This is a genomic window from Nonomuraea sp. NPDC050404 (genome assembly GCF_040655495.1).
Lineage (GTDB): Bacteria > Actinomycetota > Actinomycetes > Streptosporangiales > Streptosporangiaceae > Nonomuraea.
The window spans coordinates 195133-220672 of sequence record NZ_JBFAKB010000011.1 but is presented as its reverse complement, the minus strand read 5'-3'; the positions used below and the strand labels follow the sequence as shown (position 1 = coordinate 220672).

Sequence of the window (25540 nt, the reverse complement as noted above, 5' to 3'; positions counted from 1 at the left end):
GGGCGCCACCCAGCGCCCGCCCTCCAACCAACCCCCGAAGGAGAACCGTGGAGAACACGGAAACGACCTGCACCGCGTGCAAGACCCCCCTCTGCAACCAGGCGGCGGACGGCCGCCCCGACGTGTGGGTGCACACCACCGTCACCGACCCGCACTGCTACACCCCGAACCCGCCGTGCGAGATCGAGCAGGCCCTGCCCCGTGAGACCCGTATGGTCCGCATCAGGGTCCAGGAGCTCGTCACCTACGAGGTGGAGAAGAAGATCAAGATTCATGTCGGCGTGACCGTGGCGGAGCTGCCCAACTACCTCGCCGCCAACGACGAGGGGTGGTCCGAGGACATTGAGGACCACTTCTACGACGCTTGCGACCGTGAGGTCCTCGACGAGGACTACACGTACTTCACCGACGACGCCGGCTACCTCGCCAAGCTGGCCCTCCAGATCGAGGTGTGGCCCAGGCACATCGTGAAGTGGCTGACCTTGGCCTGCCCGGTGTGCGGCGTCCAGCCCGGCGCGGACGACACCGAGCACCAGAACGTCGGCTGGTTCGTTGGGATCGCCTGCAATGGCCTGCGCGTCGTCAACCCCGCGTTCATCGCCATGGACGGCACCGGCTGGGAGGACTGGATGACCACAACAACCACACACGCTAGCAAAAAGGATTGCGAGTGATAGCGTCCCGCATCGTTGTGAAGATCGTGCCGGTAACGGTCAACGGCGAGGCCCGGCACCAGGCCATTTGCCACACCCCCGGCTGCACGCTCGGAGTCGACGGAGGCGTGTGGGCCTGCCACCCGGGCGTGGTCAAGGCCGCGGCGGAGGAGCTGGCCAGGATCCACCGGCGTGACCACCGGAACCCCGACCATCGGCCGGTCTCCACCGCTTCTGCGGCGCTACCCGTCCGCGACGCCGAGCTGCCCGGCTGATTCCGGCAGGGTGGCCCAGCGCTGGCCGGGCCACCCTGCCCACGACACCTAGGAGAACAGTCTTGCCCGGCCCCAGACAACCACCGTGGTCACCGCAGCACCGCACCGTCCCCATCGACTACCTCGACGGGGACACGAGCCAGGTCATGCGCGGCTACCGATACGAGCTGCTCGTCGAGTGTCGAGAGCGCCACATCCACCGCCAAGCCGTCACCCCGTACACCAGCGGGATCGGCGGCTACGGCTTCGTCATCCAAGGCGACCGCCGCTACGGCGACAAGAACACCGTCACCCTCTGGACCACCCGCCGCACCTGGCAGACATTCCACCTCAAGGCTGGCACCAGCCAGTACCGCACCCTGATGGACCTGCCCGAGTACAGCAAGCTGCTGGCGGCCATCGCGGCGGACTACCCGCCGGGCAGCCTCACCGCGGAGCTGACGGCGACGCTCACGCAGATCCTGCAACTGTGGGCCGCCGCCAAGGACAACGGCTCGAACCACCTGGACCTGCGGCCGGTCGACGAAATCGTGGCTGCCCGGCTCAACCCGTTCGTCAGGGCATGGCGCGGCAAGGAGAAAGACCGGTGAAGTGCGTCGAGTGCGGCCAGAAAAACCGGGCCTGGACCAGGGAGCACGTGTACGAGCACAGCCTGTGCCAGCACCCCATCTGCCTGTACTCCCAGCCTTGCAAGGACATCCACCGCCGGACCTGCGTGAGCCTCTGCCGCGACGTCGGCCAGACACCTGAACCCCACCCGCGCGACCTTGCCCGCCAGGCCGAGGAAGCCGCGCAGCCCCGACAGCTCGACCTGCTCGCCGAGCTGTAACCAGGAAGGACACCTGTGAAGTACGTGATTCTCGACACGGAGTCGACCCACCTTGACTGCGAGGTCGGCCATCTCTGGGAGGCCGCGCTGATTGTGCGAGACACCGACGCCCCTGACGGTGGCGATGCGGAGTTCTGGTGGCAGGTGAGGCCCGACCTCGCCACCGCCGACCCCAAGGCGCTGCAGATCAACAGGTACTACGAGCGGAGCCTTGTCTCCCACATGCCGGTAGGTCACGGCGTGGAGTTGATGTGCGGGACGGAGTTCCCCGATGCCGTCGAAGGCACCGTTACGAAGAACGTGACAGCGGCCGACATCGCGCTGCAGCTCGCCCAGCACCTCGACGGCGTGACGATCGTGGCGAACAACCCGCGCCACGACCGCGATCACTTGCGCGCGTTCATGAGCGCCAACGGGCAGGCGTACACAGCGTCACACCGCATGGAGGATATCCGGTGCCTGCTGAAGGGCTACGTGCTCGGTCGCCTGGCCGCAGCCGGCGGCAAGGTCGACGAGGCGTTCGAGGGCGAGGCCGCGCATCACGTACGGGATTGGCTCGAAAACGACACGGACGTGCTGGCCTGGGAGATCGTCGGCGTCACGCAGGAGTGGTCGACCAAGCACACCGCGCTCGGTGACGCCCGCTGTGTGCGGGACGTGTTCGACGGCATCATGGGCGGCATCCTCCGATGACCGACGAACGGCCGACTGACCTGTACGTGGCTGCAGGTGAGGTCCTGCGCGCCTACCAGCAGGGAACGGGTGTGCTCGCGGCATGGCGGCACCTGGACAACCTAGCCGGACGCCCGGCCGCCTTAGGGATGCTGCTGCTGCGCTGCGACAACGAGTCCGTCGCCGCCGGAGGCAAGCTAGCCAGCAAGATCCTGCAGGCTGCCCTCGCAGAGGCAGCGCGGCACGAGGAGACCACGAACATGCCGCCCTACTGGGGGCCCGGTGGCTACCTGGAGAGCGTCGTGGACCCAGCCGCCCGGGTCGTGGTCGACGGCGACCACTACGCGATCGGCGACGACACCGGCGGGTTTCGTGGGCACGGTGGCCGCCGCTTCGACATCGAGTGGTTCGACGGCCGGAAGACCACCACCCGGAACCTCTGGCACCAGGGCGAGATCCCGCCCGAGTGGCGTCACCGGTACCCGGACAACGCCCGATTCGTACAACCCGAGAAAGGACCGAAGGTATGAGCTACGGCTACGGAAACGACTGCTCGGCCGCCCAGAACGCGCAGCGGGCCGCCGACGACGTGCGGCACGAGGTGGGCACGCTGTCCAGCACCGTCGACTCCAACCGCTGGGAGGCGGAGAACCGCGCCGACGCGCTGGAGCGGCGCATCCGCGAGCTGGAGCAGCGCGTCATCGAGCTGGAGAACTGATGAGCGCGCGCGGCTACATCACCCGCGACGAGATCGCCGAGGTGGCCGGCCTGCTGTGCGCCCGGCCCGGCCAGCCGTGCGAGATGGTGAGTGTGCAGGCCACCACGATCAACGGCGAGTACGAGAACGCGCTCACCCTGGAGCGGGCGTGGGTCGAGGTCCGCGACGTCGTCGACGGTGCGAAGCGGGACGCCGACCGCTACGGCGGCGACTGGCGCGACCACATGCCCAACCGGCCGGAGCTGTTCGACGTCGAGTACGGCGACGACTACGACTTCGACGCCAGCACCGGAGCGACGACCTACACCTACACCGAGGACTACGACGAGGCCGAGGACCGGCGCGTCGCCCTCGACATCATCCGGGCGCTGGTCGCCCGGTTCCCCCTCCCCACCGAAGAAAGGAACTCCCTGTGGCCGTCAACCTGAGACACCTGGGCCTCGACGACGACCAGGTGCGCGAGCTGGTCAAGTTCGCGGCCGCGGCCTGCGTCTTGGCCAAGGACGAGCAGCACCCGCTGAACTGGGCGCTGGAGTTCTTCGAGGACCCCGAGGGCCTGGTCGACGTCGGCGTGAAGGTCTGGGACCAGATCGACAACAAGTACGGCGTGCTGTGATGAGCACCTGGGCGGAAGCGGGGCGCGTGCTCGCTGATGAGCTGGAGCGCAGCGAGGCGCTGGGGCCGTTCGCTGAGGAGGACTCCCGGCTGCGCATGGCCGACCAACTGCTCCAGGCGCTGGACGCCAGGCAGTACACCGTGACGAAGCGGATCATGCGAACCGAACCGACGCCGCCGCCAGCCACGGTCGTGTCGGCGAGCAGGTCCGTGACTGTGGGCGACCTCTGCTCCAATGCAGGGATGATCGTGCAGCGGCACACGACGCAGGAAGAGGGCTCCGACCATGTGGAGACTGAGCTGCCGTGCTGCATCCGTCGCATCACCGTCCCCGCGGACTCTGACCTTGAGGTGGATGTGGTGTGCCCGTTCGATCGGGTGCGCTACACGCTTCGGCTCGCAGAGGAGTGGGACGGCGGCCTGCTCGCCTGTTTCGAGGTGGGCGGCGAAGTGCTAATGGTCAAGCGGCGCCCTGCCAAAAGGAGGGCTTGGTGATCACGTCGTGGGACATCATCATGCTGGTTCATGCGATGGGTATCACCTACCGTGTGCCGCGTGTTCTGGATCGCTGGTCTCTCATTACAAGCTGCGACCCGGTGAACTTGTGCGACGCGTGCCGGGACGAGCGCAGGAAAGTCATGCACGAAGCCGCTCAATTCGAGGTCTACGGGGCGTTCGGCTCTGCGTTGATGGTGATGCTGGAGGCGATGGCCTGGTTCATCAAGCCTCTCATTCCTGCTAGCAGAAAGGCTTTCAGGAAGGAACGACTGCCTACCTGCTCGAAGGGAACGTGCCTCGCGCACACTGGGCAGGCGGCCACGTGAGCGTGTACCTGGGCCGGTACGGCACGACGTTCGGCGAGTCGGAGGTCCTGTTCGCCATCGTCAATGACGATGTGGACCACGCTCGTGCGCTTCTGGCCAAGATGATGCCGGAGGAGCGGCGGGCATTGGAACACCGCTGCGAAGAGGTCATCAACCTCATCCAGATCATGCGAGAGGACGAGCAGTGAACGAGATGCCCCGCCGGAAGTTTCCATGCCACGACTGCCCTTGGCAGGTCAACGCCGAGCCGGGGAAGTTCCCCCCGGGGCGGTATGAGCGTCTGCGCTCCACTTGCCGGCCGGATGCGGAGGGTATGCCGCCGCTGCCGGGATCGCCGATGTTCGGCTGTCACGTCGGTGGCCCAGGCACGGACGAGGACCTGGCCTGCGCGGGCTGGCTCGCTGTTGAGGGCCACGAGCACATGGCCGTTCGGCTTGCACTAAGGGACGGCAGGCTGCCCCTGGAGGCGTTGGACCGGGGTGACAACTGGCCGGAGCTGTACCCGTCGTACGAGGCGATGGCTGCGGCGAACAGTGTTGCTACCAGGGAGGACGTACCGTAGTCCACTGACGCGAGCGGTGTTGCTAGCAATACCGCTCGCATACCCTCAGGACATCGGTGGAAGGACGGCGTTGCCCGAGACCACGAATCAGCTGTGCATCGGCCCTCGGTGCGGGCGGCAGCCCTGCCAAGCGGCAGCCGGACGCCTCATCTGCGAGACCTGCACCACCAGGCTACGACGTGACCTGGAGATCACTCCACAGCTCACGCTATGGCTGGAGCAGAACAAAACGCCGGGCCAGGGCGGCGGGGACCGGGTGTCCGGCTCGCAGGAGGCTGGCACTCCGGCCAGGCTCGACGTGCTGTCGATGCTGCACGAGGGGGCGACGCCGATTCACGGCGACGACGAGGACCAGATTGGCCCGCCGTCCATCCCGTCCACGCTGAAGGGGTGGGCGTGGCTGATTGCCGAACATCGCGGCCTGACCTACCCGCAGCGGGCCGGCGTCGGCGAACTGTCGGTGTGGCTGCTGCGGCACCTGGACTGGGCGACCGAACGCCCGTGGATCGACGACATGATCGACGAGGTCGGAGCGTTGCGCCGGTGGGCGCATGGGCTCGCGCCGTGGGCTGTTCACGTGCAGGAGCTCGTCGGGCCGTGCCGGTCGTGCGGCAAGCGGGCGCTGATCCGTACGGCGGGGGAGCGGTACATCGAGTGCGACGCCCGAGAGGAGGTTGGGGGGTGCGGCAGCTTGTGGACCTGGGAGGAGTACGAGGAGCACGTGGCCGAGCTGGTGGGGCGGCGCCGCCAACGTCGCAAGGTTGGCGTGAAAACGAAATGAGGCGTGGCAGAATGATGTTCATGACGAGCAATCCCGGGCGGCTCCCCCCAACCGATCAGAGAGTCGCCGCACAGGAAGCGTTGAGGAAGGCCGCGGTCGCGTACTACAAGGCGATCGAGGGGCCGACGAGGCAGTTCCAAGAGGCTCTGCTTGCTGCGTCCGGGTCGCCTGTGGATGTGCCAGGCAGCGAGAAGAAGTCGCTGGTGACGCTTCGGCAGATGGTCGAGATCACAAAACAAGCCGACCCGAGCGGTGAGGGCTTCACCTTGTACACGATCCGGAAGGTCGTGTCCGAACTCGCGGGAAAGTCGGCGGAGGAGTAGACCTCCCCGCTCATCGGAAAGCTCCGGCGGCGGCCGGGGCTTTCTGCATTTCAGAAGTCGACGGCGCGAAGCCGAGAAGGGGGTTCGTGGCAGGGTGCCGTGATCGAGCCCCCGATGTCGATGCTGTGCTCCCATCCGAGCACGTATGCCTGCCTGGTTTCACCGATCATGCGCTTAAGGGCCCGCAGCACGAACAGCGCTACGGTGATCATAGTTGCCACGATCGCGAAGCTGTGCAACCACAGCAGGTAGATCACGCTCATTTTGAGCATGTTTGGGTTGAGGACGACCCAGATGGTGGCGGCCCCCGCTGTGATCCAGCTGAGCACGGTGACGGTCACGGACGTTGCTAAGGCGCGATCGGCGCGCAGCATCGCGCCTGCGTCATTGGCGTGGGCCGCGGTTGCCCCCGCGCTCACGGCCAGCATCGCAGCGGCGAGGAGTGCGCCGGCTGTCTGGAACAACCCCAAGAATGAACTCACGTCATCCATCTCCTTAAACAGGTGTGAACGGCCGACTGGCAGCGCTTACAGCTGTCAGCACTTTCGGCTTGTGTATGTTTCCCGCTAATCTAGGTTCGTGTCAACATCTGTAAGCAGCCTGATCGGAGACTCAGGATGCCGCTCGCCACGCGGCTGAAGCGTTTGCGCGAGGTGATGGTCAACCCGAACACCGGGCTGCCGTACTCGCAGCGCGACGTCGCGGCAGCTATTACGGCGGCAGGCACCCCGATGACGGGCTCCTACATCGCCCTGCTGGAGGGTGGCGACCGCGCCAAGATTTCGCTGGACAAGGCGATCGGGCTCGCTAAGTTCTACGGGGTGCCGGTGGAATACCTAAGCGAGAACCCCGACCAGGACCTAGTCAAGCAGGTGTCGTCGCAGCTGGACCTGTTCGAGGCGATGCTCAAGTCAGGCGCCGTGCAAATGCGGTTCCGGCAGGCCGGTGAGCTTTCACCTGAAGCCAGACAGCGCATCACGCGAATCATCAGGCAGGAGATGGAGAACGAGGGCATCGCCTACGAGCCAGGGATATGACGAGGTTTGTAAACTTTTCGGGCATCCCTTTCGTCCTGTCTAGGTGTCCGCTTCTCGTCTCCGCATCCCAGACACGGTGCACGCCGCCCTGGCTTCGGTGCCGCCGCCGCGCCCTTTCGACTTAGACGAGTATCTCGACCGAGTCTCCCAAGCGCGGGGGCATCGGCTCGTGCTGCAAGAGGAAGACCTGCCCGTGGATCTGTGCGGCGTGTGGCGGTTCGACGGCCACACCGATCACATCTACGTGCCTCGCGGAGCAGCCGGCTCCCACCGCTGGCAGATCATTGCGCACGAAGTGGGCCACATGCTGATGGCACCAGAAGGCGTCACGTTCGGACACGGCATCCACGAGGAGTCGCGCGAGCAACTGCCCCCGGCAGCCACGGAATGGCTGGGGGAGATGTTCCCGCACATGGACCAGGAGGTGCTGGCCCGTTACTTCGCGCGGACAGGCTACGAGGAGGAAGGCGAACTGAACGCCGAGCTGTACGGCACGCTCGCGATTGCGGGCGTGCACGTTGACGATCGCGCCATGAAGGGCCGGATCGGCAGAATTCGACAAGCAATGGATGGGTTGTGATCATGGGCGGGTGGTTATGGACGATCGCGGCGTGGGTGGCGGTTGCGGCACGGCTGCGGCAGACGGCCACGCTCCAGGACAGGGGGCTGCTGGCCATCGTGGTAGGGATGGCGACCACGCTGACGCTGGCGCGGCCCGAAGTCGCCACTCTGGTGGATTCGGGTGGGGTGCCGATCTCTTCGCTGGCGAAACGCTGCGTGGCCATGGTGGGTGTTTTTGGGATCGTGCTCTACATGTCTGGCGTGGCCGACCGGAGCGCTCGCAAATCGGTGCTGGCCACGCTGGCTGCCGTGGTCATGCTGGTGGTCACGTATCTGGCGGGCGCGTGGCGGTGGCCGGAAACCACCGTGTTCTATGCCGACCAGGGCCGGTTTCAGCTAACAGCAGCGACGGCGATGGGCTGGCTGCACTGGATCACCTGGTACGGGTACGTGGCGTTGATCCTGCTCGCGCTCGCCGCGACCTGTGTGACGGCTGCCCGGGAAGCGTCTGGGATCGTGCGCACGCAGCTGGTGTTGTTCATTATGGGTGCCGCGTGGTGCATTCTGTCTCCCGCCTACGCCCTCGCTGCGCTGGCCGGTCTCTTCCCGTATCGGCTCCTCATTGACCAAGCCGCATTCCTGGCGCCCGGCATGCTCATCATCATCTTGGCGATGGCGTTTCAGCAGATCCAGCGCCGCCGCGCGGGTGCCCGATCATGGCTGCTGTATCAACGGTTGCGCCCGCTGTGGCGGCTTCTACTCGCTGCCGACCCCAAGGTGCCGGTCCTCCACCTTGGAGGGCTGTGGCGTATCCGACTGCAGCGGCAGGTGTCGGAGTGCCACGACGTGATGCGTCGCCTGTGGGAGTTCTTGCCACCGGGGACGTACGAGGCCGGCCGGGTGGATTCGGAGACGACCGCGCTACGTCTTCGCGACGCCATCGCGGCGAAGGAGGCAGGAACCCGGGCCGTGCGGACGACTGCGGGAACCACAGTCCAGGCAGGAACGGAGATTGCCGAGGAGGCGAAGTGGCTGATCAGCGTATGGAAGGCGTGGAAGCGGCTGGAGAAGCGGCCGGACGTGGCGGAGGTTTCGCCCGCGCTGTGACAGAGGTGTTCGCCCCGCAGTACGTGGCGATTGCTATGCCACCAGTCGCCGGGCTGCTCGCCGAGGGCTGGGCTGGCTTACTGTGGGGGCTCCTGGCCGCGGTACTGTGCGCAGGCGTGCCTGCGGCCGTGATCGCGGTGGGTGTGCGGCTGGGCCGGTTGGACTCGATTCATCTGGTCGAGCGGAAATCGCGGAAGGGGCCCATGCTGGCTGGGTTCGCTGCGGTGGTGGTGGGCTTGGCTGTGCTGGCGGTTCTGGAGGCACCCAGGGTGGTGGTGGCGTCGGCTGCGGTGATGCTCGCCTGGGTTGTGGTTATGGGTCTGATCACGCTGGTGTGGAAGATTTCGTTTCACGCTGGGGTGTCGGCGGGCACTGTGGTGGTGCTGGCGCATGTGCTTCCGCTGCTGCCGGTGCTGATGGGGGGCGCGGTCCTCGTGGCGGTGATCGGGTGGGCGCGTGTCAGTGTCTCCCACCACACCGCTGCCCAGGTGTTTGCTGGCGCGGTGGCGGGGATGGTGACGACCTGGGCGACACTCGCGATCTTGCTGTAGTCCCCTTGTTGCCAGGAATGCGACCGAATCTTGTCATGGTCAATGTCGGCCATGCAGACACGCGCAGCGGGGCTCGTTCCCAACGTCATGGCGTTTCGTGTCGCATGATGTCTATCTGCTTCTCTTGCAGATCCAGCAGGGCGTCCACCTGCTGCATGAGCACCTCGATCATCCCGTCTCGGGTGTCCTGACTGAAGGGCGTCGCCTGGATCTGGGCGATTGCGCGCTCGATCCGCGCAATCGTCCGAGCGGAGGCGCCGCTTGGCGTGGGCGCGCGGCGTCGGTCGAGTTCCTGTGTCAGGAGTTCGGCGGCTTTGTCGCGGCCGGCGGCCTTCACGTCGTCTGGGGCGGCACCGACTACGAGGGCCATGAGGACGTACTCCCGGTCGGGGATGGCGCGCTTTCCTTGCTCGTAGGCGGACCAGGTTCTGTCGGTGAAGGGCTTGCTAGTGAAGGCGTTCAGCATCTCGGCGCACCGTGCGACGCTCAGGGGGCCTTCGAGTCCTCGTTCGGTGCGTAGCTGCTGGATGAGAGCGGCGTCGGGCGGCAGGGGAGTGTTGTGTGATGACGGCATAGCGGCATGCCTCCTTCGGTTCTTGCGCTGACCTTCAGTTTGTGCGGCACGGCGTCACCGTATCAGTTGCTGCGCGAACATGTCGGTAATTCGCGAAAGTTCTGTCACTCTCGGTAATTTCGCGTTACTTCGCGAAATTTCGCGAAGCGACTTGCTTTTCGCGAACAACCGGGTAATGTCGCTTACGCGATGAGTTGATCTTCAGAACGAAGATCGCAAAGCACTAGGGAGGTGCCAATGACCAGCACGGATACGGCAACAACGCCGGAGCAGATCGTCGGCGACCTCATCGACGCCGTGGTGCCGGACGACGTTCGGATGCTCGAAGTCGGGCACGTCGCGAAGGTCCTTGGAGTGACTGACCGCGCCGTCCTCTACCTCCTGCAGGGCAAGAAGCTCAGCTACGTCCGCACCGGCAAGCGCGGATACCGCATCCCGCGCGCGATGCTGGCCGAGTACCTGCTGGAGGGCTTCCACCCCCGGCAACTCAAGGCCGCTCAGCAGCAGCTTGTCGAGACGCAGCAGGCCATCCAGGACGCGACGGACAAGCTGGCCAGCCTCGCCGCGCGCATCACCGCAGCGGAAGCCAAGCTCGCCCAGGTCGACAGCGCCAACACACCCCCCCAACGTAGGCGGTCCACCCAAACCGTCTCGTAACCAACCAACCCACCCGGCACTGCACAGAGGAGATCCCACGATCATGACTATTTTCGCAAGCAATATTGCTAGCCAACGTGCCGCCCCAGCGAAGGGGCCGGATCTGCAGTTCAACCGAACGTACGCCCTCGTTGCGATCCACGCCGCGCGACACATGACCTGCCCCGCATACGCTCCGCTGCGCACGCTCCTCGTCAGCCTGCTCATGATGGACGGCCACTCGCACGCGGACGCATACCAGCACGCCGACGACCTGATCAGCGTCGCAACCAGCGTGATCGTCAGCGTCGAGGCGAGCGAACCTCGGATGGTGCCATGGCCCGGCGGCCAGCATGTGGAGCCGTTCGTGCAGGCCATGTACGAGCTGGAGACCAGCAAGTGAGCCGACTCGCAGCCGTCGCCGTCGAAGAGAACCTGGGCGACGCCGAGGCCGCCGACTGGGACCAAGCCGCAGAGGTGGTGTTCCCCGACCTCTACCCCTGCCCCGGGGAGGAGTGCAAGAAGACGGGCAAGCTGCAGAAGGTCAACAAGACCGGCAGGATCCGCAAGCACAAGGCGAACAAGGGCGACGTGCTGCCCTGCACCGGCTCCGGCGTCCCGATCCTCACCGCGCGCATCCCGCACCGCAGCAAGTCCGGCTTCTACAAGGACCCCGTGACCGGCGTGCTGCTGAGGTCGGTGACGACGATCCTCAACCAGGGGTCCGCGCACGAGGCGCTGGTCTACTGGGCGGCCAAGGTCACCGCCGAAACCGCCATGGACAACGTGTTCGCCATGCTCGACGCCTCCCGCACCGAAGAGGGACGGGAAGAGTTCATCAAGTGGCTCAAGCAGGAGCCGAACCGGCGCAAGGACGAGCGGGCCGACGTCGGCTCTGCGGTGCACAAGCTGGTCGAGTGCAAGATCCTGGGCGAGCCCGCGCCGGTGCGGCTGCTGGCCAACGCGGACCTGCGGCCCTACATCGTCCACTTCAACCGGTGGGTGGATGAGTGGGAGATCGACTTCTACGCATCGGAGATGGTCGTCGCCAACTACGACGAGCCGTACGGCGGGACGCTCGACTACCTGTTCCGGTCCCGTCCGCTTGCGCGGAAGCTCCGTGTGCCCCCGGACACGATCTTCGCAGGTGACACCAAGACCGGCGGCACCCTCAACGGAACCACGTACGACGGCAACGTGCACGGCGTCTACCCGGAAGCCGGCCTGCAGATGAGCGCTTACCGCGCCGCCCCGTGGGGATGGCTGCGCGACGGCGAGCGCGTCAAGCTGCCGCCCCGGCACGACGTGGGCGTGATCTTGCACTTGAGACCGGAGGGCTACAACCTCTACCCGGCCCGGTGCGGCGACGACATGTACGAGATCTTCCAGACCATCCGCCGCGTCGCGGAGTTCAACACCGGCCTCGCCAAGAACGTGATCGGCGAGCCGCTGACCCTGGTCGACGACGACCCCACCAACGACACCGACGAGATCAAGGAGGAAGCAGCCTGATGGGCGGGCGCATCATCGACCGGCAGCACCGGCTCCGCACAATCGGGCGGATCCGCCTCGGAACGTTCGAGGGCAGGCCGAAGGCCAGCGAGTTCTTCATCCCCACCTCCGAGTTCGAGCACTTCATCCGGCAGATGGCCGACATCTACGGCGGCAAGGTCGAGCAGTGGAAACCGCAGGGCGACGGCGGCATGCAGTGGCGGCTGATGAACGAGGAACTGACCTCTCTCGAAGCGATCATCCCGCCCCACCGTGACCCCCTCGACCAGGCATACGAGAAGTGGAGCAGGGGCGGCCGACAAGCCCGCTGCAACGGCGAGACCGTCGAGAACCTGGGACGGCCCTGCGTCTGCAAGGCGCAGTGGGGGCCGCGGTTCTGGGAGAACGCACCAGCGCAGCAGGCGTGCAAGCTGCACTCTCGTCTCAACATCTGGATCCCCGAGATTCAGGACATCGGCGTGTGGCTGCTGGAGACCAAGGGCGCGAACGCGGGAGCGGAGTTGCCCGGCTTCGTCGACATGCTTCAGGCGATGTTCGGCCCCAAGGTGGCGGTCCCGGTCAGCCTCTGGCTCGTCCCTGGCAAGACTAGGGAGAAGGGGAAACTCAAGCTGTACACCAAGGTCGAGATCGCGATCCGGGGCATGACCAGCATGCAGGCCGCCGCGCGCATCATGGCCGCAGCCCCAGAGCACGCCGAACTCGGCGCCGGGGCGTCTGAGGACCGGCTGGCGATCGAGGCGGGCAAGCCCGAGCAAATCGACTACATCGGGGCCATCCGCGTCGCGCAGACCCGCGAGAGCGTGACCCAGCTCTGGCGGCAGGCCAAGGCCGACCGTGACGCCTGGACGAGCAAGGGCCCGGAGATCGAGGCGGCAGCGGCCAAGCGCGTCAAGGAGATCGACCGGCTGGCCGAGGTGTGGAAGGAGATCGTCACCGCGTGGTCTGGCGGCGACATGGACGCGCTGCACGGCGAGTTCATGGACTTCTCCCGGGGCTGCCGCATCGAGGACGCTACGGCGGAGGAGCTGGAGAAGTTCCTGAAGCACATCACGCCCGACGAGCCCGAGCAGTCCCCGGCCGACGATCAGGCCCCGCCCGCGCAGCCCCCCGCCGGCCGCAGCGCGGAAGACGCTTCGGTGCCCCCAGACGACGAGATCGTGGACGCCGACATCGTCGACGACCCTCCGGTGGCGAAGGAACGCCTGACCCGCCTCAACATCATGATCAGTGAACGCGGCATCACCTCCGCCACCGGCAAGGGCAGCACCGCGGCGAACAAGGCGGCCAAGGCGGCGTTCCTGAACGACACCGTCCAGCGGCCTGGTAGCCCGGACACCGACATTGAGTCCACCGCTGACCTCACCGATAGCGAAGCCGACCTGGTGATGGCGCGGCTCAAGAGCATGCCGATCACGAACCCCGGCAAGCCCAAGCAGGCCGCCCAGCAGCCCCGGCAGCAGGATCCGGCCGAGCGCCGCGCCCACATGCTCAACCTGTTCGGCCAGCTCGGCATCAAGGACCGCGACGAGGTCATGCGGGACATCAGCGCCATCACCGGCGCCAACGTGGACATGTCCGCCCCGCCCACCCCGCAGCAGATGCAGGACGCGATCGACGTCCTGGAGGCCGCCAGCGGCAACTTCGACACCTACGACGCCATGCTTGCCCAGATTCAGGAAGCCCGCGCCGAGCAGGCCCAGAACTAACCCCCTCCGCCCCGGCCCGTACCCAGGGCCGGGGCACCAACCCTCTCAAGGAGAAGCCATGCGACCCCTGTACGTGGAGTCCGAACACCTTGGCACTGACCGGATCGGCTACATGCGATTCGAGGAGGAGGCGGCGCTGTCGATCGGTGCGTACCGGCTTCCCACGAGCACGACCGACCTGGGCGCGCTCAAGGAGGACGTCATCATCTACAGGAAGATCGCGGAATCTGCCGAGCACGCCTACCGGGACCTGACCGCCCGCATCGCGTTCCTCGAAAACCAGGAGGAGCAGCGCCGCCTGGCCGCCGCTCACACCCACGCCGCCGCGCAGCCGCAGGCCACCCCAACCCCGGCGCCGGCCGCGCCGTGCAGATGCGGCGACCCGGCGGCCCCGTACACCGTGCATCGCGCCGACGCGCCCTGTCACCGGGCCGACAACCCGCCCTGCCCGAACTGCAAGGGGAACGGCTGCCCGAACTGCGCGGGCCACGGCCTCGCCATCGTCAACCCGCCGCAGGAGACCAATGCCCTGCAGCTCGTCCACGACGGCCGCGCCCCCATGCCGAGTACGACCGCGTTCAACCCGCCCGCTGCCCGGACCCCGGCGACCACGCCGACCCACTGACCCCCAGCACAACCACGATCACGAAAGAAGGACAAGACATGAGTGAGCAGCGCAACCTCAGCGACATCGTCGAGGCCGTCGCCAACGCGACCGGGCTCGAGGCGAAGGACGCGCGAAAGGCGATCAAGGCGACCCTGTTTGCGATCCAGCAGGAGGTAGCCCAGGGCCACAAGGTCGCGTTCACGAACTTCGGCAGCTTCACCCTGGCCCACCAGGAGGCTCGCACCGCGCGGAACCCCAGCACCGGTGCCGAGGTGGCCGTGCCGGAGAAGTGGAAGCCGAAGTTCACCCCCGGGCAGGGCTTTGTCGGCCTGGCCCAGCAGACGCAGACGGCGGCCAAGTCCTGATGCAGCACCGCATGTTCCGAGGGTGGTCCGGGCTGCGTGTCTACGCAGCCTGGGACGCCTCCCGGCACACGTTCACGGCGTACGCCCGCGACCCGAACGACACGATCGTGTGGCAGGTCGGCCAGGACGACGTCGAACTACCCACTTTCACCGCCCTCCAACAGGCGTTGGAGCAGCGCCGGGCCTACCTCACCGTTGAAGTGGTGGCTGCTCTCCTGGGAGACAAGGAGGGCGGCCCTGCCCCTCTGGCCAACAGCGGCAGGGTGGGAGGTGCTCAGTGACCGGCATCCCCGACGCGGCCGTCATCGTCGGCGGCGTGATCGCCGTCCTCGGCGGGCTCATCGTGGCCAGCTATCTGTCCAGCTCGTCCCGCCACCACCGATGCCGGTGGTCACCGTTGGCCGTCTCCAACCTGAGGATGACGCCGTTCATGGCGGAACAGACCGCCGTGCTCAAGCGGTGCGCTCGCTGCGGCGACCTCCAGTCGACGACCCTGGTCGGCGCATGGACGTTCGCCCAAGTGATCGGGCTCGACGCCGAAGCCGGGACCGCGGCCGGCATCGCCGCCGAAGACGTCGCCCAGTGAGAACGCCGCTGATCTTCGTCGTCATCGGCGTGCTGCTCGGCATCACAGCCGTCGCGATCCTCATCTGGATCCTCGACGCCGACAACGACCGCGCTGTCCAGCAGACCACCCCCGCCCCGTCCGGATATCTGCAGGCCAGCGCCCACTGAAGGAAACCGGTGAGGGGGCGCGCTGACCATGGCGGAGCCTGATCAGCTGCACCCCCTTCACCACCTGTACATGAACGGAGAGAAGTGAAAGAAGCCCTGTCCACCGCATTGTGGGCCGCCCTCACGGCAACCCTGTGCGTCCTGGCAGCCATGTGGCCGCCAGTCGGCTACGTGCTCATCGCCGTAGGCGCCCTCTGCGTGGCGTTCATGGTGCTGCTCTTTGGTGAGGGGATTGCCCGGGAGATGCGCCTCAACAGGGTGATGCGCCGATACGAGCGCAGCATGGCCCAACAAGAGGAGGAGTACCTCGCTCACCGCGCCCGCGTTGAGCGTCAGGACAGCGAGTGACGATCCTCGGGGCGGTGCCGGCCTGGCACCGCAACGCGGCGTGCGGCAATCTCGGGAAGTTGTTCGCGTCGAAGAAGGCTCGCGATATCGACGCCCAGCGGAAGGTGTGCGCGGGCTGCACCGTGCTGGGCAGCTGTGCCGCTGCCTACAAGGCGACGCCGAAAGGCGACTTGCCGGACCTGGTCATGGCTGGGCAGACGCGACCTGAATTTCTCGGCGTTCTCCAGGTCAACACGCGCCGCAAGTGCACGAAATGCGGTGAGAACAAGCTGCTGAACGCCTTCGTCCCCAAGACGCAGGGCAAGCACGGCCGAAGGTCGATCTGCAAGGCGTGCGAGAACGCGCGTCAGCGGGCCGTCTACCAGGCCAAGAAGACGAAAACCGCTACGGAAGGAACGACAGGATGAGCGGCTCCATGGAGCACGAGCAGGACACTCCGTACGTCAACCGCAAGAAGAAGCCCCGCAAGGTCGACGGCAAGCGGGTCGTCAAGCACAAGAAGAAGCCGTCGCAGCTTCCCCGGCACCGCGTCGAGGTCAGCGACGGTGTCGTGGCCGTGGTCGAGGGGCACGGCGTCACGGCGGCGGACCTGGCCAGCGCCCGCGCGATGGTGCTCGGCATCTCTGTGGCCAGCACAGGCGGCATGCGATGAAGACCGGCGACTTCCTGGCCAACGCCCGGGTGAGGGCCCTCATTACTCGGGAGGTGCTGGAGGAGCGGATGCGTCAGCACCGCGCGTACGGCCAGCAGCGGCACCGCGACCACGCCACCTACGACAGGGCAGAGTTCGCGTTCGCGGAGATGCTCACCGAGTCGGAGCGGCAGGTCAACGCTGACCCCGAGATGAAGACGTGGCAGTCGATCCTGCTGGAGCAGGTGTACGGGGCGATGGCCGCCGACGAGCTGCCCGCCGAGCGTCAGCGCCTCGTCCAGGCTGCCGCCGTCATCATGGCGTGGATCGAGGACATCGACACCCGACCTGCCCCGGGCGGCGGTGATGGTGGCAGTTGACCAGGCCCGCCGCGTGGCCAAGGCGACCAGGCAGCGTAAGGCAAACCAGCTTGGCATCAGAAGGCGGGTGGCCGCCACTCGCGTCCGCCAGCACCTGCAGCTCCTGCGCCGCACCATGAGCGTCCGCGAGATCGCCGACGCTTCCGGCTTCACCGGCACGTCCATCTGGAACATCCTGCTCCACGACCAGAAGACCGTCTTCCCCGAGACTCAGGCGAAGATCCTCGCGGTGACTCCCTCCGACGGGTTGGTCCTGGTGGACTCGCTCGGGACGCAGCGCCGCATTCAGGCGCTCGGCACGATGGGCTGGACCGGCGAAGTGATTGGCCGCCGCGTCGCCATGCGGCGAGGAGACACCTGGGCGAACATCAGCCGCATCATGCAGGGGACACGCCTCACGGCCAGCCTCGCGGCTGAGGTCAACCTCGTCTACGGGGAGTTGCGCCAGCAAATCCCGCCCACCGACCTGGCCGCCAGCCGGGCCAAGGCGCGCGCCCAGCGCCGCCAGTGGGCGCCGCCGGCCGCGTGGGATGCCGTCGACATCGACGATCCGGACGCCAAGCCGGACTGGGCGGCTGTCCGGTGCGAGGTCGTCTCGTGCGGTCGCCAGGTAAAGAGGGGCTGGCTCCGCTGCGAGGCGTGCCTGATTCGGCTGAAGAAGCACGGCTCGGCGGACGGCTACGTCCCGGTGAAGAACGGGCGGGCGCTCGCGGAGGACGCCCGGTTCATCTCCGAGCACGAGGGATGGTCGCTTGACGACGAGCAAGGGGCGGCGCTGGTCGCCGAACGACTGGGCGTCACCTTGGAGGCCCTGCGGAAGTGCCTGCAGCGGCACAGCAGGACGAACACGCAAGCAGAAAAGCTAGCGGAAAGGGAAGCACAGTGAAGGGGCAGAAGCAGGCGCTCAGGCCGGTGGCCGCTGACCGCCACTTCGGCGGCTGCCAGGACTGCGGCAGGGTCCGGTACCGCTCGAAGCAGATGGCCAAGCTGGCAGCCAGACAGCTCCACCCGGGCACGAACCTGCGGGCGATCCGGTGTGGCGACTACTGGCACTACGCCGCACTCACCGCGGCGAAGAAGAACTATCGGCCGTTCCAGGGCGCGCGGGCCACGTTGGTCATCGTCGACGAGGCCACGTGCCTTCCGTGGGAGGCGTCATGACGTCCCCCATGACCCTGACGGACTGGCGGGGCGAGCCGTACACGGTCGGCACGCTGATCATCTACCCGCGTGCGCAGGGCCGCACCGTTGAGGTTCAGGAGGGCGAGGTCCTCGACATCTGGGAAGTCGTCTGGTCGGGCCGGTGGATGCGGTTCGAGCCGGACAACGCCGACCACAAGGGCCTGGAGCGCGTCACCCGGGTGAAGGTGCAGCCGACCGGCCGTTGCTCCCGCTACGACATGCGCCACAAGCAGATCCAGTACGACGAGCAGGACCAGATCGTGTACGGCGACGACGACCGTCCCGTGCTCGTCCAGGCCAAGGCCAAACCGGTCGTGCTGCTCATCACCGAGAACATCACCGTCGCCAACCCAGGATGCCAGCACGGTAAGTCTGGCCAGCACGAAGGAGCCGACCAGGCATGAATCCGACGTACGGAATCGACTTCGACGGCGTCATCCACCGCTACAGCAAAGGGTGGTTCGACGGCACGATCTACGACGAGCCGATGCCCGGAGCGATCGAAGGGCTGCGCCAGCTGATGCAGCACGGCGCAGTGTTCATCCACACGGCACGGAACGTGCTCGACGTCGCTCCATGGCTCGTCCAGCACGGTTTCCAGGTCCAGGTCGAATACCCCGGCGACCCTATGAAGTTCTGGATGGAACGCGGTGCGCTGCTGGTGACGCGACGGAAGTACCCCGCAGTCGCGTATCTCGACGATCGGGCCGTCAAGTTCACCTCGTGGCCGCTCGCGCTCGCCGAGCTGCTGCCGCAGGAGGCGAGGCCAGCGGCAGCGTCGGGCGACGGCCTGGTCACGGTGTCGGTGGAGGACCTGCGCCTTGCCGTGGAGATCGCGTCCTGCCACGCCGAAGGCCCCTGTGGGCCCAGCCATGAGCATGCGGCCGTCATCGAGCGGCTGCACGCCCAGCTCCGGGGCGCGGCGTCGGGAAAGGACAGGGTCCGATGACCGAGCAGCAGGTCTGCGCGGCTGTGAAGGAGATCGACCTGGGCGGGTTGTGCGGCGCGCCCGCCGTCGCGAAGGTGACGGCGCGGTGTGCGCACGGCCACGACCGTGAGGGGTGGACGTGTGACCGGCACCTGCAGCAGATGCGGGTCGGATTGACGTTCTGCTACCTGTGCTTTATCGACTGCCACGCCTGCCGGGTGTTCGTGGCCGAGTTCGAGGCGGTGGCCATCCATGTCTAGCCGTTCCTACCGCGGCAGTCGTTCCGAAACTGAGGGCATCGTCATGGTGCTGGGCGTGGTCGCCATCCTCGGCCTGGGCGTGGCCGCAGTCGTCTCCAGCGCCACGGACGACGACGTTGAGGAGGTCGTCGCCGACTGCGTGATCGCGACGCAGCAGGCGGACGGCACTTACCAGGTGGTCGACGACCGGTTCTGCGACGGCGGCTCCCACGCCGCCTACTACTACTGGCTGTACGGCTCGTCGACCACCAGCCGGACGGGGTACGTGCGCGGCGGCACCCGCGCCAGGCCAGCGGACGCGCAGATCACGACCCGCGTCGGCAAGGTCATCTCGCGCGGCGGGTTTGGCAAGAGCGGCACCACTGGCAAAGGAGGAAGCGGCGGATGAGGTTCTCCCAGCAGCCGGGAGTCAGCGCGGCCGGCACCGCCGCACACGCCAAGTTCCGGGGCCTGAAGGTGATCGAGGAGTCGGTGGTATGAGCAGCTTCCCCGACGACGGCGACGATCCGTTCGAGCTGGCATGCGTCGTCGCCGATCTGCCAGATGACGAGCCGTGCGACCGGGAGCGGGTGATGGTGCTGCTCATGGGGTGCGTTCACGAGCACCTGGGCCACACGCCGGTGTGCCAGTTCCACGTGCAGTGCGCCGCCGATGGGGAGCTGACGTGCCCGGACTGCGACGGGCACCACGCCTGCCGCCTGGATGTCCTGGCTGAGGTGACGAAGTCGGGGGAACGCCGTGTTCTCCAAGGCTGACATCCGTCGCTGCCCAGGCTTGGCGGGCAGGCCGTCGTGCGGGCAACCGGTCCGGATGACGAAGACCGATACCGGCGTGCCGTTCCCGGTGGATCTCGCTCCGGATCCGAACGGGAACACAGCGGTGTGGCGCAACGTGGCCGGGGTTCTCCGGTCGCGTCGCGTCACCCGGGAGAGGCCGCTGGCGCCGCACGAGAAGCTGATGATGCCGCACGTCGCGACGTGCAAACCGCCACCTCGGAGAACATCGCCACGGCCGCCGCGCCCGCCGAAGGAGAAGCCGGCGGCGGCCGAGTCGTTCTACCAAGTGCTTGGCGTCGAGCGGGGTGCGAGCGACGACGACATGAAGAGGGCGTACCGGCGACTGGCTCGGGAACTGCATCCGGACGTCAACCGTGACCCCGAGGCGGCTGAGCGGTTCAAGCAGGTGACAGCGGCCTACGACGTGCTGTCGGACCGCTCGAAGCGGCAGATGTACGACTTGACCGGCCGGGCTCCGCGCCCAGGCCGGTGACGGAGTTGCGAGGAGAGCTGATGGCAGCTAGTTCATGCCAGCAAAGGAGCTGGCTTTACGGTGTTGAGCCCGAGGACCGGAGTGACCTGATATGAGCGCCCTTCCCTCAAGGACGATGATGCACGACAGGGGGAGTGGTGGCCGAAAGCCTGGTCGGGGAGGTGTCTTCTTGGCTTGGGACGCCTGCTGCGCAGGGGATGCCAGCGTCGGATCGGCTGGTGCTGATGATCGTTGCGGAGCGGTCGAACAAGTCGTCGCGCCGCATGCTGTGGCATCGGGGGGACCGCAGAGACGACGGCTCGAAGATCACGTTGACGGAGACGTTGCAGATCCGGACCGGGCTCGGCGCGCGCGGTTTGAGCGACGCGTTGCAGCGGCTCGCAGCGCGCGGAGTTGAGGTGCGCGTGCAGATCGACACGGACAAGATCGGCAGGCCGGTGTTCGCGCGGCGGGGGCACGCGGTCGACTACCACCTGCCGCCGCTGCCGGCGTCGGTGGAGCTCCCCCCGGCGCCAGGCGGTTAGGTCACGTCCAGACCGTAACCAAACCCCCCGGTGAGTGCCTGTGGATAACTCGTAAATGATCATGAAATCGGGGGGAGTTAGGTCACGTCTGAGCGTGGCCCGTGGTCACGCTCAGACCGTAACCAAACGACGAGTTAGGTCACGCTAGAGCGGGGGCCCCTATCCCTACTAGCTATCCCTTCTCCATGTCCCTTAATGGATCCCCCCGTACGTGGCTAAGGAGGAAAGGGGAAGATCACCCGCACACGAAACGACCAACACGCAAGCACTCACACCAGCAGGAAGGACCCCCATGGCCACCCGCGCCAAGCACAACGACAAACCCACCCTCCGCCACGCCTACGGCCCCCTCGCCGCCCTCCTCGCAGAGATGCGCGAAGGCTGGGACGTCGACCAAGTCCTCGGCGAACTCGTCAGCTGCCCCTGGAGCCCCCGCCTCGTCCTCGAAGCGTTCCTCGCCGCGAGAGACGACCCCAGCGACCGGCTCCGCGTCCGCGACGCCGTCGTGAAAGTCCGATCCCAACAGCAACCCCTCACCCCCGAGCAGTACGCCGCCCACCGCGCCCACGCTCAACGCATCCTCGACCGACGCCCCACCGGAGACGCCGCATGAGCATCCACACGATCGTCCTCGCCTGCGACAACTGCGCCGGCCTGACCGGCATCACCAGCCCCGCCAGCATCGCCGACGCCCGAGCAACCGCATCCGCAGCCTTCGGATGGACCAGGACCGGAGACGCCGACCACTGCGCCACCTGCAGCAGCGCACACGCCCCCGGCAACGCCTCCTCGTCGCTGATGGGTTCTCGACCACGACGAGACGGACACGCGCGGACCCAGCCAGGACCCCTCTGGAACACGCTCAAACGCAAGCTAAAGCGCTCGCGTGCACAAATGGGACTCACGGACGAGGGACGTGCTCAACGACGCTCCACGGACGTTTCAGCGTCATGCGCGGGCAAGCGAACACAAGAGCGGCAACGCGGCCAGGCAAATAAGGGCGCATAGCCAGGCCACAACGTCCGACCTGCGGAAACTTCTGAGATTCGGCACCGCTCAGAGGTTGTGTCGAAAACGAAATGACCATAGGATTGGGTCATGAAGTTAACGAGATCGGGAAGGGGAGTGATGGCGGCGTCCGGCGCCCTGGCGCTCGCTGCCACCATTGCCCCGACCGTGGCGTGGGGGTACTCACCTGAGACCCCGCCCACGGTCACCCCGGACCCAACCGAGACCGTCACCAGGACGGCAACTATCACGGTCACAGCCCACGGGCCCACCATGACGGTTGCCGGACCCACCACGACGGCCACCACCACGGGCCCCACCACCACGGTCACGGCCCACGGGCCCACCACCACGGCAGCTGGACCCACCACCACGCGGACGGTCACCACGACTGCCCCCGCACCTCCCACACCCCCGACACCCCCGCCGTCCACGGCGTTCGTGACCACAGGTCCGCTGCCCACGTTGCAGGGACCTGCCCCGGAAGCCATGTCCACCAGACTGGGAGCGCCCGACACGGGCGTCACGATGCCCATGGCGGCATGCGTAACCCCGCCCATCCCCAACGTGGCGTGCGTACCCGCGCCGCCCGTTCCCACCGTCACCCTGACCGCTGCCCCGGCGGCCATCGACGGACCCATGGGCATCGCCGTCAGCGCCCTCGGTGTCGCCGCCGTAGCGTCTGCCGGAACCGCCCTCTGGCTGTATCGCCGTTCACGCAAGCAAAAGCGCTCGCGGGACAGCATCCCAACCAACCCGAAAGGCTGATCATGGCTGAGAACACGACCGCCCCCGCCACCACCGAATTCAAGCTCAGCGAGGAGCACGCGAAGGCCCTGCTGCCCGTGTACGCGTGGCTTACTCGCGCCGAAACGGTCCAGAAGGACGGGAAGATGGGCGGTTCCGGTCGCGGAACCTCTTCGTTCTGGTCGTTCGTTGGCGGGATGCGTCCCAGCATGGCCACCCTGGTCGCCCTTCACCAGCGGGAAGAGCTTGCCGGTGACGCTCTCGTCACCGAAGAACTGATCGACGTTCCCGACGTTGAGGACTACCCCGCCCAGTACGTGTACACCCAAGGTGCGGCCAAGGCCGCGAAGCGTTACACCACGCTCCGCCACTACGGCATGTACCTCCTGCAGGTGGACAAGGAACACCCCCTCGCACAGACCGCCGGTGTCAACATCCCGGACCTCAAGAAGTGGATCACGGCCGTGATGCCCGACGCCACAGAGCGGCTCGCCGCTCAGCGTGAGCTTGCCCGGAAGGAAGCCCAGCGTAAGGCGGCGGCTGAGCTCATGGAAAAGACCCTCAAGGACATGCAGGCGGCCATCGAAGTCGCCCGGAATAACGGAGTGGACGTGACCGCCATGGAAGCCATGATGGCGGCCCACAAGGCGGAAGCCAGCAAGTAGCACCACCAGCCGGGCCACGTACCCGCGTGGCCCGGCTCCACCCCCAACCAACCCGCAAGCCGAGAGGCGAACCATGCTGTACGACACAACCCCCACAAACGACCTGATCGACCAGGCGGCGGAGATGTACGTCTCCGCCATGGGGGAACTGTCCATCCCGGTGGCCTGCGCTCTCACCACCAAAGGTGAGCCCCGCAGGACCGTCATGGAGATGCACCCGGACCACTGCACGGCAGTGATGCACGCCATCACGTTCTGGCGCAACGACGCCGTCGCCGCGCCACTCATGGCCGCACACCTCGCCGCACATGACCTCATGACCGTGAGCATGGCCCGCGCGGACGCCGGTTTCCCGGGTGACTCCCCGTTCGAGGTCGCGGCTCGTGCGGAAGTGAAGCGACTCCGCGCCATCATCGCTGAGAAGGAAGCGGGCATCCAACGCGCGCTTCGAGAGATTCAAGAGCGCCTGGTCAGAGACCTCATGGGCATGTAGCTTAACCGCGCGTCGCGCGTCTCTGGGCCCCACACATGTACGTGTGTGGGGCCCTTCCCGTGTCCGGGGACAACGCGCACCCCCACCCACCCCCCTCCCCCCGGCCCCCCGGGGGGTGCGGTCCATGTCGGCGTCCGCGCTGGTATGGGTCGGTCTTTGTTGTGGTGTGGTGCATGCTTGCGGGTGTGTGGGTGTCGTTTGAGGTTGCGGCTGGTCGTGCTGGTGTGGATCGGGCGACGGTGGGCCGGTGGGTGAACGCTGGTCTGCTCCGGTGTCTGGTGGTAGACGCGTCTACGGGGTTGCCAAGGGCTCGCCGGCGGGGGGAGGCGGGGGGTCTGGTGAACGTCAGGGAGTTGCTGGAGGTGGAGTTGGAGCGTCGCCGTTCGCGTGGCCGGCCTGGGCCGCGTCTGCGGGGCGGCAATCGGGGGATGGCCTAGTACACCGACTGGCGGGGTTCGGGTCGGCCACATCTTCGGGTGTCGGGATCGCCTATGTAACAAGCACCCCGCTCGTTGGCCGCTTGGCCCGAACGGGGTGCCGTAGGGGTTGCTCCGGTCTTCGTCATGGAAGCTACAAGATCGGAGCGCCTTATTCTGCTAGCGCTAGCTAACCCACCAGCCGTTCTTGCAGGTGCGGCCGTCGCTGTCCATGTCGCCTTCGGCGTACTTGCCACTGCCCTTGATTTCCCCGTTGGGGCCCGGGTAGACCCTGGAGTAGGACATAGTGCAGCCTTCCCCGGCGGCGGCGGGGGTCGTGGTGATGGCAGCGATCCCTCCTGTGGCGATGATCGCGATCATTGCGGCGCGGGCGATGAGGTGCATGGGGTGCCTCCCGTTGATGCGACGGTAACTCTGCGTAGAGCTTTGCATGCATAGGGTAGTCAGTGGAAGGGGTGGGGGGGATCTCTAGCGGGAGGGTGACATGCTCGTAATCGCCAAGCTCAGCGCCTTGAGGTCTCGACTGTGAACTCCTTGTGTTGGTAACGCTGTGTCGTTTGCATGCGATTCTCTGTCATGTCGGGTTTCCAGGTTGTGGCGTCTCTCGTGGGTTCTCTCGACTGGCCTGTCGCTGTGGTCGTGGCGGTCGTGGTGTTGCGCCGTCCGCTGGCTGCGGCGATGAGTCGGGCGAAGCGGTTTGAGGCCGCGGGGGTGGCAGTTGAACTCGCCGAGGCGGAACAGGCGCGGGCGGAAGTGGAGAAGGAACTGGAGCAGGCCCCCACCGATGTTGAGGTCGACGAGCTGGTGAAGCTTTCTGCGAAGCTTGGATTCCATCTCGCGCGGCTTGCGCCCGATGAGAGGTCGGCCGTAGTGGTGGATAGATCAGGACAGCGGCCGGTGGTTCGTTCGGTGGTCGAGGAACGGTGCAGGATGTTGGCCGATCTCCTCGCCGCCGATTATCCCGTGAGGATCGGCGGGGATTACTACGTGCTCGCGTTTGGTAAGCGTGTGTCCTGACTCGCTCG

47 protein-coding genes and 1 pseudogene are annotated in these 25540 nt (G+C 66.7%); 45 read left to right on the top strand and 3 right to left on the bottom strand.

All coding sequences use genetic code 11. From position 1 onward, the window contains the following. The first annotated feature begins 47 nt into the window (after positions 1-47). From AB0I81_RS30265 to AB0I81_RS30195, 15 genes are all read left to right on the top strand, one after another. Positions 48-674, top strand: coding sequence for a hypothetical protein (locus tag AB0I81_RS30265; RefSeq protein ID WP_360663297.1), 627 nt, complete (start codon positions 48-50; stop codon positions 672-674). Then, complete coding sequence (locus AB0I81_RS30260) at positions 671-928, top strand: hypothetical protein (RefSeq protein ID WP_360663295.1); 258 nt, start codon at positions 671-673, stop codon at positions 926-928. The genes AB0I81_RS30265 and AB0I81_RS30260 overlap by 4 nt, the downstream gene beginning before the upstream one ends. 62 nt (positions 929-990) lie before the next feature. Continuing rightward, positions 991-1518, top strand: coding sequence for a hypothetical protein (locus AB0I81_RS30255; RefSeq protein ID WP_360663293.1), 528 nt, complete (start codon positions 991-993; stop codon positions 1516-1518). Beyond that, positions 1515-1757, top strand: coding sequence for a hypothetical protein (locus tag AB0I81_RS30250; protein ID WP_360663291.1), 243 nt, complete (start codon positions 1515-1517; stop codon positions 1755-1757). The genes AB0I81_RS30255 and AB0I81_RS30250 overlap by 4 nt, the downstream gene beginning before the upstream one ends. Positions 1758-1772: 15 nt before the next feature. Continuing rightward, positions 1773-2450, top strand: coding sequence for a hypothetical protein (locus AB0I81_RS30245; protein WP_360663289.1), 678 nt, complete (start codon positions 1773-1775; stop codon positions 2448-2450). Further along, positions 2447-2959: a hypothetical protein gene (locus AB0I81_RS30240; protein WP_360663287.1), complete on the top strand. Its 513-nt coding sequence runs from the start codon at positions 2447-2449 to the stop codon at positions 2957-2959. The genes AB0I81_RS30245 and AB0I81_RS30240 overlap by 4 nt, the downstream gene beginning before the upstream one ends. Then, complete coding sequence (locus AB0I81_RS30235; RefSeq protein WP_360663285.1) at positions 2956-3147, top strand: hypothetical protein; 192 nt, start codon at positions 2956-2958, stop codon at positions 3145-3147. The genes AB0I81_RS30240 and AB0I81_RS30235 overlap by 4 nt, the downstream gene beginning before the upstream one ends. Beyond that, on the top strand, positions 3147-3575 hold the full coding sequence (locus AB0I81_RS30230; protein WP_360663283.1) for a hypothetical protein: 429 nt from the start codon (positions 3147-3149) through the stop codon (positions 3573-3575). Before AB0I81_RS30235 ends, AB0I81_RS30230 begins: the two co-directional genes overlap by 1 nt. After that, positions 3560-3763 (top strand): hypothetical protein, encoded by a 204-nt coding sequence (locus tag AB0I81_RS30225; protein WP_360663281.1) that lies wholly within the window; start codon positions 3560-3562, stop codon positions 3761-3763. Before AB0I81_RS30230 ends, AB0I81_RS30225 begins: the two co-directional genes overlap by 16 nt. Then, positions 3763-4257, top strand: coding sequence for a hypothetical protein (locus AB0I81_RS30220; RefSeq protein ID WP_360663279.1), 495 nt, complete (start codon positions 3763-3765; stop codon positions 4255-4257). The genes AB0I81_RS30225 and AB0I81_RS30220 overlap by 1 nt, the downstream gene beginning before the upstream one ends. Next, positions 4254-4586, top strand: a complete 333-nt coding sequence (locus tag AB0I81_RS30215; protein ID WP_360663277.1) for a hypothetical protein — start codon at positions 4254-4256, stop codon at positions 4584-4586. Before AB0I81_RS30220 ends, AB0I81_RS30215 begins: the two co-directional genes overlap by 4 nt. Beyond that, the gene (locus tag AB0I81_RS30210; RefSeq protein WP_360663276.1) at positions 4583-4774 is read left to right on the top strand and encodes a hypothetical protein; all 192 of its coding nucleotides are present in this window, start codon (positions 4583-4585) and stop codon (positions 4772-4774) included. The genes AB0I81_RS30215 and AB0I81_RS30210 overlap by 4 nt, the downstream gene beginning before the upstream one ends. A gap of 5 nt (positions 4775-4779) precedes the next feature. Further along, entirely contained in the window at positions 4780-5148 is a 369-nt protein-coding gene (locus AB0I81_RS30205; RefSeq protein WP_360663590.1) for a DUF6283 family protein, read from the top strand. Positions 5149-5218: 70 nt separating this feature from the next. Continuing rightward, a complete protein-coding gene (locus AB0I81_RS30200; protein ID WP_360663274.1) occupies positions 5219-5929 on the top strand; it encodes a hypothetical protein in 711 nt (236 codons plus the stop codon). A 20-nt stretch (positions 5930-5949) separates the two neighbouring features. Beyond that, positions 5950-6252, top strand: coding sequence for a hypothetical protein (locus tag AB0I81_RS30195; RefSeq protein ID WP_360663272.1), 303 nt, complete (start codon positions 5950-5952; stop codon positions 6250-6252). A 50-nt stretch (positions 6253-6302) separates the two neighbouring features. Here AB0I81_RS30195 and AB0I81_RS30190 read toward each other — a convergent pair whose 3' ends face one another. Next, a complete protein-coding gene (locus tag AB0I81_RS30190; protein WP_360663270.1) occupies positions 6303-6743 on the bottom strand; it encodes a hypothetical protein in 441 nt (146 codons plus the stop codon). 126 nt (positions 6744-6869) lie between these two features. Between AB0I81_RS30190 and AB0I81_RS30185 the strand changes: the two genes are divergently transcribed. From AB0I81_RS30185 to AB0I81_RS30170, 4 genes are all read left to right on the top strand, one after another. After that, complete coding sequence (locus AB0I81_RS30185; RefSeq protein ID WP_360663268.1) at positions 6870-7289, top strand: helix-turn-helix transcriptional regulator; 420 nt, start codon at positions 6870-6872, stop codon at positions 7287-7289. A gap of 76 nt (positions 7290-7365) precedes the next feature. Continuing rightward, positions 7366-7869 carry a hypothetical protein gene (locus AB0I81_RS30180; protein ID WP_360663266.1) on the top strand — a complete coding sequence of 168 codons (504 nt, stop codon included), beginning with the start codon at positions 7366-7368 and terminating at the stop codon, positions 7867-7869. 2 nt (positions 7870-7871) lie between these two features. Beyond that, positions 7872-8957 carry a DUF6545 domain-containing protein gene (locus tag AB0I81_RS30175; protein ID WP_360663588.1) on the top strand — a complete coding sequence of 362 codons (1086 nt, stop codon included), beginning with the start codon at positions 7872-7874 and terminating at the stop codon, positions 8955-8957. Further along, positions 8954-9508: a hypothetical protein gene (locus tag AB0I81_RS30170; RefSeq protein ID WP_360663264.1), complete on the top strand. Its 555-nt coding sequence runs from the start codon at positions 8954-8956 to the stop codon at positions 9506-9508. The genes AB0I81_RS30175 and AB0I81_RS30170 overlap by 4 nt, the downstream gene beginning before the upstream one ends. Before the next feature lie 85 nt (positions 9509-9593). Here the strand turns inward: AB0I81_RS30170 and AB0I81_RS30165 are convergent, their stop codons facing one another. Continuing rightward, entirely contained in the window at positions 9594-9974 is a 381-nt protein-coding gene (locus tag AB0I81_RS30165; protein ID WP_360663263.1) for a hypothetical protein, read from the bottom strand. Between the two features lie 345 nt (positions 9975-10319). On the opposite strand from AB0I81_RS30165, the gene AB0I81_RS30160 reads away from it, so the two are divergent. From AB0I81_RS30160 to AB0I81_RS30040, 25 genes and pseudogenes are all read left to right on the top strand, one after another. Further along, complete coding sequence (locus AB0I81_RS30160) at positions 10320-10739, top strand: excisionase family DNA-binding protein (protein WP_360663261.1); 420 nt, start codon at positions 10320-10322, stop codon at positions 10737-10739. A 43-nt stretch (positions 10740-10782) separates the two neighbouring features. After that, positions 10783-11121, top strand: coding sequence for a hypothetical protein (locus AB0I81_RS30155; RefSeq protein ID WP_360663259.1), 339 nt, complete (start codon positions 10783-10785; stop codon positions 11119-11121). After that, the gene (locus AB0I81_RS30150) at positions 11118-12230 is read left to right on the top strand and encodes a hypothetical protein (protein WP_360663257.1); all 1113 of its coding nucleotides are present in this window, start codon (positions 11118-11120) and stop codon (positions 12228-12230) included. The genes AB0I81_RS30155 and AB0I81_RS30150 overlap by 4 nt, the downstream gene beginning before the upstream one ends. After that, positions 12230-13936: a hypothetical protein gene (locus tag AB0I81_RS30145; RefSeq protein ID WP_360663255.1), complete on the top strand. Its 1707-nt coding sequence runs from the start codon at positions 12230-12232 to the stop codon at positions 13934-13936. The genes AB0I81_RS30150 and AB0I81_RS30145 overlap by 1 nt, the downstream gene beginning before the upstream one ends. Positions 13937-13994: 58 nt before the next feature. Beyond that, positions 13995-14561, top strand: a complete 567-nt coding sequence (locus AB0I81_RS30140) for a hypothetical protein (protein ID WP_360663253.1) — start codon at positions 13995-13997, stop codon at positions 14559-14561. Positions 14562-14599: 38 nt separating this feature from the next. Beyond that, positions 14600-14908 carry an HU family DNA-binding protein gene (locus AB0I81_RS30135; protein WP_360663251.1) on the top strand — a complete coding sequence of 103 codons (309 nt, stop codon included), beginning with the start codon at positions 14600-14602 and terminating at the stop codon, positions 14906-14908. Between the two features lie 11 nt (positions 14909-14919). Then, on the top strand, positions 14920-15189 hold the full coding sequence (locus AB0I81_RS30130; RefSeq protein WP_360663249.1) for a hypothetical protein: 270 nt from the start codon (positions 14920-14922) through the stop codon (positions 15187-15189). Next, positions 15186-15494, top strand: coding sequence for a hypothetical protein (locus tag AB0I81_RS30125; protein ID WP_360663247.1), 309 nt, complete (start codon positions 15186-15188; stop codon positions 15492-15494). The genes AB0I81_RS30130 and AB0I81_RS30125 overlap by 4 nt, the downstream gene beginning before the upstream one ends. Beyond that, positions 15491-15643, top strand: coding sequence for a hypothetical protein (locus AB0I81_RS30120; protein ID WP_360663245.1), 153 nt, complete (start codon positions 15491-15493; stop codon positions 15641-15643). Before AB0I81_RS30125 ends, AB0I81_RS30120 begins: the two co-directional genes overlap by 4 nt. Before the next feature lie 84 nt (positions 15644-15727). After that, positions 15728-15991 carry a hypothetical protein gene (locus tag AB0I81_RS30115; RefSeq protein ID WP_360663244.1) on the top strand — a complete coding sequence of 88 codons (264 nt, stop codon included), beginning with the start codon at positions 15728-15730 and terminating at the stop codon, positions 15989-15991. Further along, positions 15988-16398, top strand: a complete 411-nt coding sequence (locus AB0I81_RS30110) for a hypothetical protein (protein ID WP_360663242.1) — start codon at positions 15988-15990, stop codon at positions 16396-16398. Before AB0I81_RS30115 ends, AB0I81_RS30110 begins: the two co-directional genes overlap by 4 nt. Next, positions 16395-16643, top strand: a complete 249-nt coding sequence (locus AB0I81_RS30105; RefSeq protein WP_360663240.1) for a hypothetical protein — start codon at positions 16395-16397, stop codon at positions 16641-16643. The genes AB0I81_RS30110 and AB0I81_RS30105 overlap by 4 nt, the downstream gene beginning before the upstream one ends. Then, positions 16640-17002 carry a hypothetical protein gene (locus AB0I81_RS30100; protein ID WP_360663238.1) on the top strand — a complete coding sequence of 121 codons (363 nt, stop codon included), beginning with the start codon at positions 16640-16642 and terminating at the stop codon, positions 17000-17002. Before AB0I81_RS30105 ends, AB0I81_RS30100 begins: the two co-directional genes overlap by 4 nt. Before the next feature lie 13 nt (positions 17003-17015). Next, positions 17016-17888 (top strand): hypothetical protein, encoded by an 873-nt coding sequence (locus AB0I81_RS30095; RefSeq protein ID WP_360663236.1) that lies wholly within the window; start codon positions 17016-17018, stop codon positions 17886-17888. Beyond that, positions 17885-18163, top strand: a complete 279-nt coding sequence (locus AB0I81_RS30090) for a hypothetical protein (protein ID WP_360663234.1) — start codon at positions 17885-17887, stop codon at positions 18161-18163. The genes AB0I81_RS30095 and AB0I81_RS30090 overlap by 4 nt, the downstream gene beginning before the upstream one ends. Further along, positions 18160-18588, top strand: a complete 429-nt coding sequence (locus AB0I81_RS30085) for a hypothetical protein (protein WP_360663232.1) — start codon at positions 18160-18162, stop codon at positions 18586-18588. Before AB0I81_RS30090 ends, AB0I81_RS30085 begins: the two co-directional genes overlap by 4 nt. After that, positions 18585-19133, top strand: a complete 549-nt coding sequence (locus tag AB0I81_RS30080) for a hypothetical protein (protein WP_360663230.1) — start codon at positions 18585-18587, stop codon at positions 19131-19133. Before AB0I81_RS30085 ends, AB0I81_RS30080 begins: the two co-directional genes overlap by 4 nt. After that, positions 19130-19372, top strand: a complete 243-nt coding sequence (locus AB0I81_RS30075) for a hypothetical protein (protein ID WP_360663228.1) — start codon at positions 19130-19132, stop codon at positions 19370-19372. The genes AB0I81_RS30080 and AB0I81_RS30075 overlap by 4 nt, the downstream gene beginning before the upstream one ends. Continuing rightward, complete coding sequence (locus AB0I81_RS30070; protein ID WP_360663226.1) at positions 19365-19760, top strand: hypothetical protein; 396 nt, start codon at positions 19365-19367, stop codon at positions 19758-19760. The genes AB0I81_RS30075 and AB0I81_RS30070 overlap by 8 nt, the downstream gene beginning before the upstream one ends. Positions 19761-19848: 88 nt before the next feature. After that, positions 19849-20127, top strand: a complete 279-nt coding sequence (locus AB0I81_RS30065; RefSeq protein WP_360663224.1) for a hypothetical protein — start codon at positions 19849-19851, stop codon at positions 20125-20127. A 307-nt stretch (positions 20128-20434) separates the two neighbouring features. Further along, positions 20435-20626, top strand: a pseudogene (locus tag AB0I81_RS30060) (DnaJ domain-containing protein); the annotation flags it as partial. 233 nt (positions 20627-20859) lie between these two features. After that, positions 20860-21165: a hypothetical protein gene (locus tag AB0I81_RS30055; RefSeq protein WP_360663222.1), complete on the top strand. Its 306-nt coding sequence runs from the start codon at positions 20860-20862 to the stop codon at positions 21163-21165. Between the two features lie 292 nt (positions 21166-21457). After that, positions 21458-21778: a hypothetical protein gene (locus tag AB0I81_RS30050; RefSeq protein ID WP_360663220.1), complete on the top strand. Its 321-nt coding sequence runs from the start codon at positions 21458-21460 to the stop codon at positions 21776-21778. Positions 21779-22943: 1165 nt separating this feature from the next. Further along, a complete protein-coding gene (locus AB0I81_RS30045; RefSeq protein WP_360663219.1) occupies positions 22944-23585 on the top strand; it encodes a hypothetical protein in 642 nt (213 codons plus the stop codon). Between the two features lie 73 nt (positions 23586-23658). Continuing rightward, positions 23659-24078 (top strand): hypothetical protein, encoded by a 420-nt coding sequence (locus tag AB0I81_RS30040; RefSeq protein WP_360663217.1) that lies wholly within the window; start codon positions 23659-23661, stop codon positions 24076-24078. Positions 24079-24680: 602 nt separating this feature from the next. On the opposite strand, the gene AB0I81_RS30035 is transcribed toward AB0I81_RS30040, so the two are convergent. Then, complete coding sequence (locus AB0I81_RS30035; protein ID WP_360663215.1) at positions 24681-24899, bottom strand: hypothetical protein; 219 nt, start codon at positions 24897-24899, stop codon at positions 24681-24683. Between the two features lie 192 nt (positions 24900-25091). Between AB0I81_RS30035 and AB0I81_RS30030 the strand changes: the two genes are divergently transcribed. Then, positions 25092-25532 carry a hypothetical protein gene (locus AB0I81_RS30030; protein WP_360663213.1) on the top strand — a complete coding sequence of 147 codons (441 nt, stop codon included), beginning with the start codon at positions 25092-25094 and terminating at the stop codon, positions 25530-25532. The last annotated feature ends 8 nt before the right edge of the window (positions 25533-25540 follow it).